The organism is Brevundimonas vesicularis (assembly GCF_900445985.1).
GTDB classification, from domain to species: domain Bacteria; phylum Pseudomonadota; class Alphaproteobacteria; order Caulobacterales; family Caulobacteraceae; genus Brevundimonas; species Brevundimonas vesicularis_D.
Genome location: NZ_UAQP01000014.1, coordinates 845407 through 859166 on the forward strand (window position 1 = coordinate 845407; position 13760 = coordinate 859166).

Annotated in this window: 14 protein-coding genes and 1 pseudogene; all 15 read left to right on the forward strand. The window is 65.8% G+C overall.

Annotated elements, in window-relative coordinates; genetic code table 11:
- The first annotated feature begins 2 nt into the window (after window positions 1–2).
- The 15 genes and pseudogenes from DT343_RS13160 (at window position 3) to DT343_RS13230 (ending at window position 13758) form a co-directional block, all read left to right on the forward strand.
- Window positions 3–395, forward strand: a complete 393-nt coding sequence (locus DT343_RS13160; RefSeq protein ID WP_146756757.1) for a hypothetical protein — start codon at window positions 3–5, stop codon at window positions 393–395.
- A complete protein-coding gene (locus tag DT343_RS13165) occupies window positions 392–673 on the forward strand; it encodes a hypothetical protein (RefSeq protein WP_112863221.1) in 282 nt (93 codons plus the stop codon). The genes DT343_RS13160 and DT343_RS13165 overlap by 4 nt, the downstream gene beginning before the upstream one ends.
- 52 nt (window positions 674–725) lie before the next feature.
- Window positions 726–2669: a cytochrome c/FTR1 family iron permease gene (locus DT343_RS13170; protein WP_112863222.1), complete on the forward strand. Its 1944-nt coding sequence runs from the start codon at window positions 726–728 to the stop codon at window positions 2667–2669.
- Window positions 2666–3637, forward strand: a complete 972-nt coding sequence (locus DT343_RS13175) for an arsenic resistance protein (protein WP_112863223.1) — start codon at window positions 2666–2668, stop codon at window positions 3635–3637. Before DT343_RS13170 ends, DT343_RS13175 begins: the two co-directional genes overlap by 4 nt.
- A gap of 131 nt (window positions 3638–3768) precedes the next feature.
- A complete protein-coding gene (locus DT343_RS13180; protein WP_258522578.1) occupies window positions 3769–4356 on the forward strand; it encodes an RNA polymerase sigma factor in 588 nt (195 codons plus the stop codon).
- Window positions 4356–5342: a FecR family protein gene (locus DT343_RS13185; RefSeq protein WP_112863224.1), complete on the forward strand. Its 987-nt coding sequence runs from the start codon at window positions 4356–4358 to the stop codon at window positions 5340–5342. The genes DT343_RS13180 and DT343_RS13185 overlap by 1 nt, the downstream gene beginning before the upstream one ends.
- A 109-nt stretch (window positions 5343–5451) precedes the next feature.
- Window positions 5452–7956 (forward strand): TonB-dependent receptor domain-containing protein, encoded by a 2505-nt coding sequence (locus tag DT343_RS13190; protein ID WP_112863225.1) that lies wholly within the window; start codon window positions 5452–5454, stop codon window positions 7954–7956.
- A gap of 69 nt (window positions 7957–8025) precedes the next feature.
- Window positions 8026–9450: an alkaline phosphatase D family protein gene (locus DT343_RS13195; RefSeq protein WP_112863226.1), complete on the forward strand. Its 1425-nt coding sequence runs from the start codon at window positions 8026–8028 to the stop codon at window positions 9448–9450.
- A 91-nt stretch (window positions 9451–9541) separates the two neighbouring features.
- A complete protein-coding gene (locus DT343_RS13200; RefSeq protein WP_112863227.1) occupies window positions 9542–9877 on the forward strand; it encodes an ArsR/SmtB family transcription factor in 336 nt (111 codons plus the stop codon).
- A 7-nt stretch (window positions 9878–9884) separates the two neighbouring features.
- Window positions 9885–10310, forward strand: coding sequence for an arsenate reductase (glutaredoxin) (arsC, locus tag DT343_RS13205; RefSeq protein ID WP_112863228.1), 426 nt, complete (start codon window positions 9885–9887; stop codon window positions 10308–10310).
- A 191-nt stretch (window positions 10311–10501) separates the two neighbouring features.
- A pseudogene (gene arsB, locus DT343_RS13210) lies at window positions 10502–11391 on the forward strand (ACR3 family arsenite efflux transporter).
- Window positions 11391–11789, forward strand: a complete 399-nt coding sequence (locus tag DT343_RS13215) for a GNAT family N-acetyltransferase (RefSeq protein ID WP_258522579.1) — start codon at window positions 11391–11393, stop codon at window positions 11787–11789. Before arsB ends, DT343_RS13215 begins: the two are co-directional and overlap by 1 nt.
- A gap of 13 nt (window positions 11790–11802) precedes the next feature.
- Window positions 11803–12555 (forward strand): arsenical resistance protein ArsH, encoded by a 753-nt coding sequence (gene arsH / locus DT343_RS13220; protein WP_112863229.1) that lies wholly within the window; start codon window positions 11803–11805, stop codon window positions 12553–12555.
- Window positions 12556–13159: 604 nt separating this feature from the next.
- Window positions 13160–13480, forward strand: a complete 321-nt coding sequence (locus DT343_RS13225) for a TrbC/VirB2 family protein (RefSeq protein ID WP_181669198.1) — start codon at window positions 13160–13162, stop codon at window positions 13478–13480.
- Window positions 13480–13758, forward strand: coding sequence for a VirB3 family type IV secretion system protein (locus tag DT343_RS13230; protein WP_112863815.1), 279 nt, complete (start codon window positions 13480–13482; stop codon window positions 13756–13758). Before DT343_RS13225 ends, DT343_RS13230 begins: the two co-directional genes overlap by 1 nt.
- Window positions 13759–13760: the final 2 nt, after the last annotated feature.

The following is a 13760-nucleotide window of genomic DNA, read 5'->3' on the forward strand; positions in this document are numbered from 1 at the left end:
TCATGACCTCTCTGACCCCCGGCGCGCCGTTGAACGCCAAGCCCGCCAAGGGCGACCCGAACCAGAAGGCGGTCGGCGTCGGCTCCATCGTCGCGACTACGGGCGCCGTTCTCGGATGTGCGGCCTGCTGCGTCGTGCCCCTGGCCTTCCCGGTGCTGGCTCTGGGCGCCTCAGGTGCCGTCCTGGCCTGGTTCGCGGGAGCCCATATGTGGATCACGGGCGTCGCCTTCATGATCGTGCTCGCTGCTTGGGGTTGGTTGGCGTGGCGGACTTTCCGCCGCGGTCATCCGCTGGCGCGATCGACCGTAATCATGATGGCTCTTTCAACTGTCATGCTCGCCCTGGCCCTCGTCTGGCCCCGGATCGAACCCGCGCTGATGGCGATGCTGCGATGACCCTCGAAACGACACCGAAGAAGATCAGACCGCTTCGGGTCGTTCTCGGTCTGGCGGGTGCCTGCGCGGCCTGCTGCGCCGTGCCGATCGCGGCGCTAGTAATGGGCGGTGCGACCCTGGCCGCCGCAGGCGTCGCCCTGAGCCAGAGCTGGGAAGCGATCGCCTGCGGGGCGCTGATGCTGATCGTTCTGGGCGCCGCTCTTTTGCTGATGCGGCCCAAGCGCCCGGTCCCATCCTGCAGCGTGGACGGGTCCTGCGGCTGCAAAGAAAAGGCATGAGCATCGCGGGAGTGGCTTGGCTGTGAATGCGACAAGGCCTAAACATTTGCGAATGATAACCGCTCTTAAGAACCGTCTCCGCGCCTTGGTATTCGGGCTGCTCGCTCTCGGTCTGGTCGGAGCGGCTCCGACGATTGCGTCCGCCCAAGAAGCGGCGTCGTCACAGACGGCGTGGCGTCTTCTCGACTATCTCGCGGTGGACTACAGCGAAGCGGTCCAGAACGGCGAGATCATCAGTCCGCCCGAATACGCGGAAATGAATGAGTTCGCGGCCCAAGTGCGTGACCGGATCTCAGCCCTCCCGGTCCATCCGGCCCAGCCGGGTCTGGTCAGCAAGGCCCGCGCCCTCGAAGTGGCGATCGTAGCCAAGCAAGATCCCACGGTCGTGGCCGGTCAGGCGCATGCTTTGGCCGCTGAGTTGCTTGTCGCCTATCCCACGCCCCTGGCGCCCATCCGGACGCCGGATCTTCCCCGTGGGGCGGCGCTCTACGCGCAAAACTGCGCCGCCTGCCACGGCGCGACGGGCGGCGGCGACGGGCCTTTGGCGGCCGATCTCGACCCGCCGGCCATCGCCTTTGCAGACGTCGATCGGGCGCGTCAGCGCAGTGCGTTCGGCCTGTATCAGGTTATTAATCAGGGTCTGGACGGCACGGCGATGGCGAGCTTCGCCCATCTGTCGATCGACGAGCAGTGGGACCTGGCCTTCTACGTCGGGCGTTTCGCTTTTACAGAGGAACAGGCCGCGGCCGGCGAAAACCTCTGGAACGAGGATGCGGCGGTCCGCGCCCGCTTCCCTGACCTGAAGGCGCTGTCGCAGACTACGCCGGCCGCCCTGGCCGCCGCCGTGGGGCAGTCCAAGGCTGACGCCTTGACCGCTTATCTGAGGCGGCATCCCGAGGCCGTCGTCCAACAGACGACGGGCTCGCTCGATATCGCACGTCAGAAGCTTCGCGAGAGCCTGGCGGCCTATGAGGCGGGCGACAAGCGCAAGGCGACGGATCTCGCGCTTGCCGCCTATCTCGACGGCTTCGAGCCGGTCGAACCGTCGCTGACGGCGCGCAACAACGCCCTCATGCTGCGCATCGAAACGGCCATGGGCCAGGTGCGCGGCGCGATCAGCCGAAACGCGCCCGTCGCCGAAGTGCGAGGCGAGATCGAGACACTGGACGGATTGTTCGCCGACGCCGCTCGCGCCCTTGCGCCCGATCAGGCCAGCAACGCGTCGAGCTTCGTGGGCGCGTTCGCGGTCCTCCTGCGCGAGGGGCTGGAAGCCTTGCTGATCGTGGTGGCGATGATCGCCTTTCTCCGCAAAGCGGAGCGCACCGATGTGCTTCCTTATGTGCATGGCGGCTGGGTGGCGGCGCTGCTCACCGGCGGACTGACCTGGGCAGCGGCGACCTATCTCATCACTATCAGCGGTGCCAGCCGCGAGCTGACGGAGGGTTTCGGCTCGTTGATCGCCTCGGTGGTGCTGATCTCCGTGGGCCTTTGGATGCACGGCAAGGCGCAGGCCGACGCCTGGCAGGTTTACATCCGAGAGAAGCTGTCGACGGCCCTGTCGAAGAAGTCGGCCTGGTTCCTGTTCCTGCTCGCCTTCGTCGTGGTCTACCGCGAAGTGTTCGAGACAATCCTCTTCCTGACCGCCCTGTGGACCCAGGGCGGCGGTGCGGCGATGCTGGCCGGCATCGGCGCAGCGGCCATGGTTCTCATGGTCGTGACCTGGATCATGCTGCGCCTCAGCCGCAGCCTGCCGATCGCGAAATTCTTCCAGTACAGCGCGATCCTGATGGCGGCCCTCGCGGTGGTTCTCGCCGGCAAGGGGGTAGCGGCCTTGCAGGAAGCCGGGCTGATCGGCCTGCATCCATTGGCCTTGCCGCGTTTCGACTGGCTGGGCTTCTATCCGACCCTTGAAGGCATCCTCGCCCAACTCCTGGCCATCGCTGCGCTAGCGTTCGGCTTCATCATGGCGACACGAAAAACCAGGTATCTGAAATGACGACTGCCGAATTGCGCGAAGCTCTGGAAGCGCGACAGGTCTGGATCTACTTCGCCGCCGTGCTGGCGGCCGTAGCGGTCGGCCTGTTGATCCCAGGCACGGAGGCCCTGGAAGGCGCAATCAATCCGGCCTTGGCCCTGATGCTGTTCGTCACCTTCCTTCAGGTGCCGGTCGCGGCGCTCGGCCGGGCGCTTCGCGAACTGCGGTTCATGGGCGCCTTGCTGGCCGTCAACTTCATCGCGGTGCCCTTGCTGGTCCTGGCCCTCGTCCAGTTCCTGCCGGCCGATCCTCTGATCCGTCTTGGCGTGCTGATGGTGTTGCTCTGCCCCTGCATCGACTACGTCGTTACCTTTGCCCACCTGGGGAAGGCAGACGCCCGGCTGCTGCTGGCTTCGACACCGGTTCTGCTGATAGCGCAGATGGTGCTGTTGCCGATCTATCTGCGCCTGTTCCTAGGGGCCGAGGCGGCGGCCTACGTCCAGCCCGGCCCGTTCGTTCATGCTTTCATCTGGCTGATCGTCATACCTTTCGTTCTGGCGGCTCTGGTTCAGGCCTGGGCCGCGCGGAGTGCGACGGGCGAGCGGGTCTCGTCGGGGCTGGGCCTCGCGCCGGTGCCGGCTACAGCCCTCGTGTTGTTCATCGTCGTCGCCGCCGTCGTGCCGCAACTCGGGCAAACCCTCGACAAAACCCTGAGTGTGGTGCCGGTCTACATCGCCTTTGCCGTGCTGGCGCCGCTGATTGGCTGGGTGGTGGCGCGTGTCGCGCGCTTGACCCCCAAGGCCGGTCGAGCAGTCGCCTTTTGCGCAGGCACCCGCAATTCGCTGGTGGTCTTGCCGCTGGCGCTCGTCGTGCCCGGGGCCATCCCCCTGGTCCCCGCCATCATCGTCACCCAAACCTTGATCGAGCTGCTGGCAGAACTGGTCTACATCCGCATTATGCCTCGACTGGGTGGCGACACCGACGCTTGAACCAAGCTGCGGCGAGGAGATCCTGCCGGGATTGCGGGATCAACCGCGCAATCTGATCAAACCCCATTCAATGGCCCGAAGCCGTCGTCGATGACGCCGTTATGGGATTGTCGCGAGAACGACATTTCACCGTGACCCATCTCCGGCATCAGCTTGCCATGGTCCAGGTGATCGAGCAGGTCGAGAACAAGGATGGTCGATCCAGGGAGATCGATAGGACGGACGACTTCGCGGCGCTCGTTCGGCGACTGCGTCTGCCCCTGCTCAACTTCTTCGCACGACGATCCGGCTCCCGAACAGACGCCGAGGAAATGGTCCAGGATCTGTTCGTGCGTCTGCTGCGCCGGGCCGATCTGCTGACCCTGGACAACGTCGATGGCTATGTCTTCGAGGCCGCCGCCAACATCGCGCGCGACCGAGGACGCTATGAGCTTTCACGCGGAGGAGGGCGACATGTCGATATCGATACCCTGTCTGCCGAGAGCGAAGAGCCGGGCGCTGAGCGTATTGTCGCCGGCCGTCAGAGGCTGACACGGATGCTTGCCGCCCTCGACGCCCTGCCGCCCCGCGCCCGGACGATCGTTATCCTGCGCCGGTTCGAAAACCTGACCTACGCCCAGATCGCCGAAAGGCTGGGGATTTCCGTGAGCGCGGTAGAGAAGCATATGGTGCGCTCGATGTCGGCGCTGCGACAGGACCTGGGAAAGATTTCCGATTGATGTCTCCCGCCTCGCCGACCCCCGACAACGATGACTATGACGACCCCGCCGCCTTCTGGTTCGCGCGGATGAACAGCGGTGCGCGACCCGGCCAGGCCGACGAAGAGGGTTTTCGCGCCTGGATCGAGGCGGACCCTGACAACAGGCAGGCGTATCGCCAGTGCCAGGTCGCCTGGGGCGCGCTGGGCGTTGAAGCGGGCGCGCCGGATGTTCTGGCCCTTCGCGCGAGGGCGTTGAAACCTGAATCCGGCGCCGTGACGCGCAGGCGAGCCCTGTTCGGCCTGACCGGAGGTGCCGTCGCTGCGGCGGGGGCCGGTGTCTGGGTCCTGTCCGCGTCGTCCCCAGCGAGTGCCCTGATCGTCACCGGGGCGGGGCAGAGAATGACCGCGCCCCTGCCAGACGGATCGGAGGTGACCTTGGCGCCCCTGACCCGTCTGCGGCTCGACTATGCCTCTGATCGCCGTCGCGTTCGCCTCGAGGAAGGGCAGGCCTACTTCAATGTCCTCGCCGATGGCGATCGTCCGTTGACGGTAATCGCGGGGGATCGGGCGATGAGCGCCGGGGCCAGCCGGTTCCAGGTCAGCCTGTTGGACGAGGGGCCTGACATCGTCGTGGAGGAGGGCGCCGTGACGGTCGCCGACCGGCGCAACGGCTCCCGCATAGTGGCCAATCTCGCGGCCGGACAGCGGGGCACCGGAGAGGGTGCCGAATTGCGCATTGCTTCTGTCGACGTCGAGAGCGCCACGGCATGGCGCCTGGGGCGTTTGGTCGTTCGCGATAAGCCCTTGAGCGAGGTGGTCGAGACCTTCAATCGCTACTCCTCCGATCATCTGGTGATCGGCGACGACAGGGCCGGCAAGGTGCGGATTTCCGGGTCTTTCCGCTACGACGGAGGGCGGGAGTTCGCCCAGGGTCTGGCCAGCGGTTTCGATCTAGACGTTGTTCAGACCCCGGACGGAACATGGCGGATCGACGCCTCTGACTGAACGGCGACGCTTCGATGAAATTTCCAAGACGGGGTGGGGATCAGGGCAGTGCCTTCCGTTCCTGGGAGTGAGCCGGCGCACGTCCGGCACTGCATCTCATGGGGCTACAATGACCAACACCACTCCGCTCGCCGGCGCCCTCAGGCGCGGCCTCCTCGCCTGTGTCGCCGTCGCCGCGCTAGGTGTCTCGGCGCCCGCCATGGCCCAGACAGCCGCCAATCAGCCGGTCGCCTTCTCAATCGAAAGCCAGCCGCTTGAAACGGCTCTGACGAGCTTTGCGCGCACTGCCGACGTTCAGGTGCTGTTCGCGCCTGAACTGGTTCGTGGAAAGCGCGCAAACCGACTCTCGGGATTGATGTCGCCGTCCCAAGCTCTCGGCCAGATCCTCGCCGGATCCGGCCTGGTCGCGACGCCGGTGGGCGAGCGCACCTTTTCTGTTTCAGCGGGCGGAACCGAGACGAGCGACGCGGCCCAACTCGACGATGTGATCGTCACGGCGCAGAAGCGCGAACAACGCATCCAAGACGTGCCTCTGGCGGTGACGGTCATCGATGGCGATGACGCCGCACGGCGCGGCATCGACAGCGTCACCGGCCTGGTCGATGAGGTTCCGGGCGTCTCAGTCAACTACGCCTTCGGCGGAACGAACTACGGCCTGATCTCCATCCGCGGCATCGGCGGCGCCGATGACTATAAGCCGAACGGCAACCCCTCGGTCGCCCTGCACATCGACGGCGTCTACCAGACCTCCAACGCCTATCTGGGCATGCCTCTCTTCGACCTGGAGCGCGTGGAAGTCCTGAAGGGGCCTCAAGGCACTCTGTATGGCCGCAACACCACGGCCGGCGTCATCAACGCCATCACCCGCGGTCCGACCGACGTGCGGGAGGGAGGCGCCCGGGTCGAGTACGGCAGCTATGACTACACCGCCTTCGAAACCGCCTTCGGCGGCCCGGTGACGGAAAGGGTCGGCGTGCGGGTGGCGATCCTGGCCGAGCAGGGCGGCGGCTTCATGGACGGCGCCGGGGCCGGCGATCTTGCGGGCTTCCGCCTCTCGGTCGGCGGGGTGGTGCAGAACCAGATGCCGCCGATCCTCCATCCCGGCCGTCGCGAAGGCTTCGGCGACAAGGACCTCGTCGCTGGTCGTGCAACGGTGGCGATCGAACTCGCGCCCCAGACGGATCTGACCATCAAACTGTTCGGCAGTCGGGATCGTGGCGAGACGCGCCAGTACGACCGGATCTCGGCGGCGCTCGACACCAACATCGCCAACGCCGGCGAGAACGATGACCCCTACGAGTTCTATTCGGCCGAATATCCAACGCAGGACATCGACATCTACGGTCTGTCGGCGACCCTGGAGCATGAGCTCGGCGATAACCTCAACCTCACGATCGTTGCGGGTGCCCAAGCCACCACGCGATCGGTCCAAGGCAACGGCGACGGCTCGCCCTATCCCGCGTCCCGCTTCGACGCCGACGAAGAGCTGAGCCAGGCCTCGTTGGAGGTCCGGCTGGGCGACGATACAGGCGGCCGGTTCGACTGGATCGTCGGCGGGTTCCTCGTCTCCGACGAGATCGACTTCGACACCCGCTGGACCAGCTATACGGCGCGAACGATCTACGACAACCTGCACAAGCAGACCCGCGACAGCGTCGCCGCGTTCGGCCAGATCGACTTCCACGTCACCGACCGGCTGCAACTGTCCGGCGGCCTGCGCTACACTCGGGATGAATCGACGTTCAGCGGCCGCAACGACGACCTCAACCCGTGGGGGATCTCGACCTTCACGACCACCTTCGCCACCACCAACCCCTTCATCTGGAATCGCGAGTTCGAGGACGACAACGTCTCGGGCCGGATCACGGCCAAGTACGACGTCACCTCGAACCTCAACGTCTTCGTCTCGGCCGGCACCGGGTATCGGGCTGGCGGTTTCGACGGCACTTCGATCTTCACCCAGGCCGAGACCCTGCCGTTCGATTCCGAGACGGTAACCGCTTATGAGGCGGGTCTGCGCTGGACCACCGGTCGTCTGCGCGTGTCGCTGGACGCCTTCGCTTATGAGTTCGAGGAGTTGCAGGCGACGACTCGTTTGGCCAACGACACCAACGGCCGAGCCAACGTCGGCGAGGCCGAGACCTCGGGCATCGATTTCGCCATTAATGCCGTGCTGTTCGAGACTGATTCCCAGACCTTGGATGTCGATCTGTCGGCGGCCTTCCTGGACTCCGAGATCATCTCGTTCAGCTCGGCGCGTGTGGCCGATGTCCTGGCCACGGTGGGCGACCCCTTGCCGGGCGCCCCGGACGTCACCGCCACTTTGTCGTTCAACCACGGCCTGACCCTGTCGAACGGCTGGAGGATCAACTCGCGCCTGGGCGTCTCGCACCACGGCGAGGAGTCCAACCGTCTGAACGCCATCCCCGGCAATACGGCGGAGGCCTATACACTGCTGAACGCACGGGTCGAGCTGGCGTCGACGGCTGACTGGGCGGTCTACGCTTACGGCCGCAACATCACCGACGAGGTCTATTTCCCGGAGTTGAACGGCGCATCGCGTCTGGTCGGCGCACCGGCGACGTATGGCGTCGGATTGCGCTACGCCTTCTGACGACCCTCCGCGCCGCCTCGATCATTTCCGGCGGCGGCGCGGACCCACCTTCGCGCGACAGGACGCCTCATGCCGCCACTGAACCGCCGTACCCTGATGGGCGCGAGCTTTCTCGCCCTTTCGCCCGCCGTCGCGGCCGCCCAGTCAAACCTCGACTGGGTCGGCATCAAGCGTCTCATGCAGGGGCCTGTGCTCGGCTGGGCGCGCGGCGGGGAGGCTGTCGTCTGGACGCGGGCCAGCGGCCCTTGGCCGATCTGCATCGAATACGACGTCGATCCCCAGTTCCCGGACCCACGTCGCAGCCCGGTCCTGGCCGCCGATGTCGTGGAGGACTTCATCCAGGTTCATCAGCTTGAAGGGCTGGAGCCTGGCCGTACCTACGCCTACCGCATCATTGTCGATGGCAAACCCAATCCGGACGACCAGGGACTGGAGCCTTGGACATTGACGGCGGCGCCCGAACAGGCGGCCCGGTTCAGGCTGGCTTTCGGATCCTGCGCCCGCCGCGCCCGCTATCCTGTCCAGCCGATCTGGCGCGCAGTCGAAACTGCCCGACCCGACCTCTTTGTCTGGGCCGGAGACGCGGTCTATGCCGACAGCCTGGACCCGGAGATCCTCGCCGAGGAATATCGCCGCCAGCGCGATCTGCCTGAGATCCGGCGCTTCATGGCGACCACGCCCCAGTTCTGCATCTGGGACGACCACGACTACGGGCTGAACGACCAGGATCGTCGGCATCCCGGCAAGGTCGCCGCCCTGGAGACGTTCGCACGTTATTGGCCCAACCCGTCCGCCGGCCTGCTTGGAACGCCAGGCGCCTTCTTCCGCTGGTCGCAGGGTGGTGTCGATTTCTTCTTTCTTGACGTCCGCTATCACCGCGACCCTAACATGGACCCGGATGTCGCCGGCAAGACGATGCTCGGCGAGGCGCAGCGCGACTGGCTGATGGCCGGGCTCAGCGCTAGCCGTGCGCCATTCAAGGTGTTGATCTCCGGTTCCGGCTGGAATGACGGCAAGGCCGAGGGTGCGGATTCGTGGTCCTCGTTCACCCATGAGCGGGACGCCATCTTCGAACACATCATGGCAGAGAGGATCCCCGGCGTCCTGCTGCTCTCGGGCGATACGCATTTCGGCGAGATGAACTGCCTGCCCTGGTCGGACCGCGGCGGCTACGATCTGTACGAATTCGTCAGTTCGCCGCTGGCTCAGGATACCGTTGACCTCTACCTGACGGGCCGCCCGGTCATGCGGGTGCGCCAGGCGTTCTCCAACGACGTCAATTTCGGCGTCGTTGACTTCGATTTGACCTTGCCGGATCCCACGGTCCGGTTCGAACTGCGTGACGAGGCCGGACAGTCGGTTTGGCCCGCAGTAGTCGTGAAGGCATCGGAATTGCGGACCGGCGTGAGCTCTTGGCTGGACAAGCTTGACGCCACCTCGAAGCGACGTTGGGCTGACGTGGCCGCTGGGCTCGGCTATTATTCCTCTCGCTGACGACTTGGCTGACTGATCGGCTGACGCGTCAGATTGTCGTCTAGAACTCGGTAGTGATTGCTTCGATCAATAATTCCGTTAATCTAGAAATATGGAATCCGAAGACGCAATGCTGGCGCTTGCCGCCCTCGCCCAATCGACTCGGCTGGAAACCTTCCGCCTTCTGGTGCGCCACGAACCGGCGGGGGCGCCGGCCGGCGAGATCGCCCAGACTTTGGCCGTGCCGGCCAACACCCTGTCGGCGCACTTGGGCGTCCTGACCCGTGCGGGGCTGATCAAGTCGGAGCGGCGCAGCCGGTCGATCATCTATCGGGCCGACCTGGACCGGTCCCGCGACTTGGTACTGTTCCTGCTCAAGGACTGCTGCGGGGGGAGGGCGGACCTTTGCGAGCCCCTGCTGGCCGAACTCGCGCCCTGCTGCCCCTGAGGATCCCGTGGACATCGTGATCTATCACAACCCCGCCTGCGGGACGTCGCGCAACGCGCTGGAGCTCATTCGCCACGTCGGCACCGAGCCGCATGTCGTCGAGTATCTGAAGACGCCGCCGTCGCGCGCCATGGTCGGCTGGTTGGCCAAGCGGGCCGGCAAGCCGCTGCGCGACCTGTTGCGCGAGAAGGGCACGCCCTTCGCCGAACTGGGCCTTGGGGACCCGGGCCTGACGGACGATCAGTTGCTCGATGCGATCGAAGCCCATCCGATCCAGCTCAATCGCCCGATCGTCGTCAGTCCGCTCGGTGTCGGCCTGTGCCGACCGTCGGAGGCCGTCCTCGATCTTCTGCCCGCCGACAGTCTCAAGCCCTTCACCAAGGAGGACGGCGAGGTCGTCATCGACGCAGCCGGGCAGCGGGTGAAACGATGATGGACACCCCGGTGGCGGACGATGCGCCGCGTCGCCTGTCCTTTCTCGACCGCTGGCTGACGCTGTGGATTTTCGTGGCTATGGCGCTGGGCGTCGCCCTGGGGGCGCTGGTTCCCGGCCTTCCGGCGTGGGTGGACAGCCTGTCGATCGGCTCGACCAACATCCCGATCGCCATCGGCCTGATCCTGATGATGTACCCGCCCTTGGCCAAGGTCCGCTACGAGGAGCTGCCGCGCGTCTTCGCCGACAAGCGGGTCCTGGCCTTGTCCCTGTTCCAGAACTGGGTGCTGGGCCCGGTCCTCATGTTCGCCCTGGCGGTGATCTTCCTGCGCGATCAGCCGGAATACATGGCCGGCGTCATCCTGATCGGCCTGGCCCGCTGCATCGCCATGGTGCTGGTCTGGAACAGCTGGCGCGGGGCGACAACCAGTATGTCGCCGGCTTGGTGGCGTTCAACTCGATCTTCCAGATCCTGTTCTTCAGCCTCTACGCCTGGATCTTCCTCACGGTCCTGCCGCCCCTGTTCGGCCTGCAGGGCAGTGTGGTGGACATCAGCGTCTGGACCATCGCAGGCGCGGTGCTCGTCTACCTTGGCCTGCCGTTCCTGGCCGGCTTCCTGACCCGTCGCGGCCTGATCGCCCGCCGGGGCGCCGACTGGTACGAGCGGCGCTTTCTGCCGCGCATCGGACCGATCACCCTGATCGCCCTGCTGTTCACCATCGTTGTCATGTTCAGCCTCAAGGGCGGCGAGGTGGTGGCTCTTCCGCCGGACGCCCTGCGCATCGCCATTCCCCTGACGATCTACTTCCTCGTCATGTTCGTGGTCAGCTTCCTCATGGGCAAGCTGATCGAGGCCGACTATCCGCGCACCACCGCCCTGGCCTTCACCGCGGCCTCGAACAATTTCGAGCTGGCCATCGCCGTGGCCATCGCGGCCTTCGGGCTGACCTCGCCCGTCGCCTTCGCGGCCGTCATAGGCCCGCTGGTCGAGGTGCCGGTGCTGATCCTACTGGTATCCGTCGCGCTGCGGATGGGCCGACGCTGGTTTCCTGACACCGCGCCGCCGGCGGACGCCGCCTGATGGTCGTCCTGCATCTCCTGGACGCGGATGACGCCGGCCTGATCGCAACCCTACGCGGCGAGGGCCTGCCGGAGCCCGGCGCCGGCCGCTACTTCACCGCCCGCGAATACGGAGCCCTCGCCGGATACGTCGGCCTGGAGGGGGGGCGGGATTTGATGCTGCGTTCCCTGGTCGTGCTCGCCGACCTGAAGGCCCAAGGGCTCGGGAGCCGCAGCCTGACCGCCGCCGAGGCAGTGGCGAGGGATCTGGGCGGAGAACGGCTTCACCTGCTCACGACGACGGCCGAGCCCTTCTTCGCCGGGCGCGGCTTTGTCGCCGCCGATCGGGCGTCTGTGCCGCCCGCGATCCGCGAACCCGCGAGTTCGCGGATCTCTGCCCCGCGTCGGCCGCCTATCTGACCAAGGACCTGTGATGACCTTCGCCCGCCTGCGTTCGCTGCCGTATCCAGATCACCTGCCGGCTCTGGACGCGGCCTATCTCTCTGCCGAGCCCGCCCGTGGACTGGGCCCGGCAGACCCGGCGCCGCGTATCCTTCTCTTGTACGGATCGCTGCGCGAGCGGTCCTATTCGCGGCTCTGCGTCGAGGAAGCAGCCCGCCTGCTGCAGCGAATGGGATGCGAGACCCGCATCTTCGACCCCTCCGACCTCCCCCTGCCGGGCGCGCCCGGCGACGACGACCACCCGGCGGTGCGCGAGTTGCGCGAGCACGCTTTCTGGTCGGAGGGCATGGTCTGGTGCAGTCCGGAACGGCACGGCCAGGTCTCCGGAGTGATGAAGCTGCAGATCGATCACCTGCCGCTCAGCCTGGGCGGGATGCGCCCGACCCAGGGCCGGACGCTCGCCGTCATGCAGGTGTCGGGCGGGTCCCAGAGCTTCAACGCCGTCAACACCCTGCGCCTTCTGGGCCGCTGGATGCGGATGGTCACCATCCCCAACCAGTCCAGCGTGGCCAAGGCCTTCCAGGAGTTCGACGAGGCCGGTCGAATGAAGCCCTCGGTCTACTATGAGCGGATCGTCGATGTGATGGAGGAGCTGGTGCGCTTCACCATCCTGATCCGGCCGCACGCCGTTCAGCTCGTGGACCGCTATTCCGAACGGAAGGCCGCCGGGGTTCCGGTCGAGATCACCTCGGATCTCTCCGCAATCGCGATCGCACCCCCCTGAAGGGCGCGGGGCGTTCGATACCAGAAAGCTAAGCTCCGTACCCCGTCCCAGTGCAACCTGTAATTTTCGAGGTTACCCGAATATCTGCTTGTGGCGGATTTCAGACCTCAGCCGCATCTCCGACCTCTCGATTCAAGCTGCCGCTGGCTCACCGCGAAAGGGCCGTTCGGGGCGGCAGTCGGCCAAAACTTTCTCCTGGACACCCCGCCGCCCGATCATCCACGGATCGATTGGATGTCCACATCTGGCGGACCGCCACCGGACGGAAGGTCCAGGCTGTGCTCGGTGTCGAGCCGTTGGACGACGACGGCTATGCGATAACCGTCCTGGCCGTAAGCTAATCTTTCACCTGAAATTGTGGCGGCGTCGTTTGGCAACGCGCGCTGTCGGGGACGAAACGCAAGTCGTGGGAAGTCGCCATCGAAGTCAGGGCGACTTTCGGACCGCAAGTCATCACAAGTTATATTTTGAGTCGTTGCGAGTTGTCTTACAGTCGTTTGTAAGTCGCGCAAAATAATCGATCCACAGAGTTGACAACCTGTGGATACATTTGCTTGCTATGTGGTGCATCGCGCTGAGACGCGCTGAACACAGGAAGCAAGACATGCGTGGAAGACTTGGGCGCCGCCTGTTGGGCGCGATGATGACGTGCGGCCTGATGATGGCCGGGCCGGCCCTGGCCGGAGGTTCGGGGATGCCCTGGGAAGGGCCGCTCCAGCAGGTGGTCCAGTCCATCACCGGGCCCGTGGTCCAGGCTGCAGCAGTCGTTGCGGTGGTCGTCTTCGGCGCCGGGATCGCGATGAGCGAGAACGGATCCTCGATGCGGCGCGGTCTGGGCATCATGTTCGGCCTTTGCATCGCCTTCGCGGCCTCGACCTTCTTCCTCGACTTCTTCGGCTTCGCCGGCGGGGCGGAGATCGGATGATGGCCGGCTCCCTCCAAGACGGCCGACCGGAGGGCTGGGATCTTCCGGTCGCCCAGGCCCTGACCGAGCCGGTCCTCATGGCCGGGATGCCTCGGGACTACGCCATCGCCATGGGGACGATCGCGGTGGTGCTCGGCCTTGCCCTGCGGATCTGGTGGCTCGGCCTTCTGTGGTGGGCCGCCGCCCACGCGATCGGCCTGTGGGCGGCCAGAGCGGACCGCCGGTTCTTCGATGTGCTGCGGCGACACCTCGCCCTGCCTGGCCATCTGGACGCGTGAGG

What these genes read in the sequence shown, in the direction of transcription:
- DT343_RS13160 (WP_146756757.1), top strand. Translation starts at nt 3, where the DNA reads ATGACCTCTCTGACCCCCGGCGCGCCGTTGAACGCCAAGCCCGCCAAG.
- DT343_RS13165 (WP_112863221.1), top strand. Translation starts at nt 392, where the DNA reads ATGACCCTCGAAACGACACCGAAGAAGATCAGACCGCTTCGGGTCGTT.
- DT343_RS13170 (WP_112863222.1), top strand. Translation starts at nt 726, where the DNA reads ATGATAACCGCTCTTAAGAACCGTCTCCGCGCCTTGGTATTCGGGCTG.
- DT343_RS13175 (WP_112863223.1), top strand. Translation starts at nt 2,666, where the DNA reads ATGACGACTGCCGAATTGCGCGAAGCTCTGGAAGCGCGACAGGTCTGG.
- DT343_RS13185 (WP_112863224.1), top strand. Translation starts at nt 4,356, where the DNA reads ATGTCTCCCGCCTCGCCGACCCCCGACAACGATGACTATGACGACCCC.
- DT343_RS13190 (WP_112863225.1), top strand. Translation starts at nt 5,452, where the DNA reads ATGACCAACACCACTCCGCTCGCCGGCGCCCTCAGGCGCGGCCTCCTC.
- DT343_RS13195 (WP_112863226.1), top strand. Translation starts at nt 8,026, where the DNA reads ATGCCGCCACTGAACCGCCGTACCCTGATGGGCGCGAGCTTTCTCGCC.
- DT343_RS13200 (WP_112863227.1), top strand. Translation starts at nt 9,542, where the DNA reads ATGGAATCCGAAGACGCAATGCTGGCGCTTGCCGCCCTCGCCCAATCG.
- DT343_RS13215 (WP_258522579.1), top strand. Translation starts at nt 11,391, where the DNA reads ATGGTCGTCCTGCATCTCCTGGACGCGGATGACGCCGGCCTGATCGCA.
- arsH (WP_112863229.1), top strand. Translation starts at nt 11,803, where the DNA reads ATGACCTTCGCCCGCCTGCGTTCGCTGCCGTATCCAGATCACCTGCCG.
- DT343_RS13225 (WP_181669198.1), top strand. Translation starts at nt 13,160, where the DNA reads ATGCGTGGAAGACTTGGGCGCCGCCTGTTGGGCGCGATGATGACGTGC.
- DT343_RS13230 (WP_112863815.1), top strand. Translation starts at nt 13,480, where the DNA reads ATGGCCGGCTCCCTCCAAGACGGCCGACCGGAGGGCTGGGATCTTCCG.